Annotated in this window: 1 protein-coding gene; it reads left to right on the top strand. The window is 70.4% G+C overall.

Annotated features, from left to right (window positions below):
• Window positions 1-215: alpha/beta fold hydrolase (locus SB658_RS25875; protein ID WP_410603336.1), on the top strand; the 215-nt coding region annotated here is incomplete at its 5' end.
• Between the last annotated feature and the right edge of the window lie 38 nt (window positions 216-253).

Below are 253 nucleotides of genomic sequence, written 5' to 3' on the forward strand. Positions count from 1 at the left end.
GGGATGTGCGGGAGCAGGCGGAGCGGGTGACCGTCCCCACGCACGTGATCGCCGCCGATCCTGCTGTCTACAGCATCTTCACCGGCGACCTGGCCGCCGAGGTGCTCGCCGCCAATCCCCGGTTCACGATGTCGGTCGTCGAGGGCGCCGGCCCCTCCCTGCACCGCGACAAGCCCGAGGAATCGATCCGCCAGCTCCTGGAGGCCCTGTCATGAGCGACTTCGACCCCGCCGCGTACCTCCCCGACGACCTG

The organism is Bacillus sp. SIMBA_008 (assembly GCF_046535495.1).
In the GTDB taxonomy this organism is placed as follows: Bacteria; Bacillota; Bacilli; order Bacillales; family Bacillaceae; genus Bacillus; species Bacillus subtilis.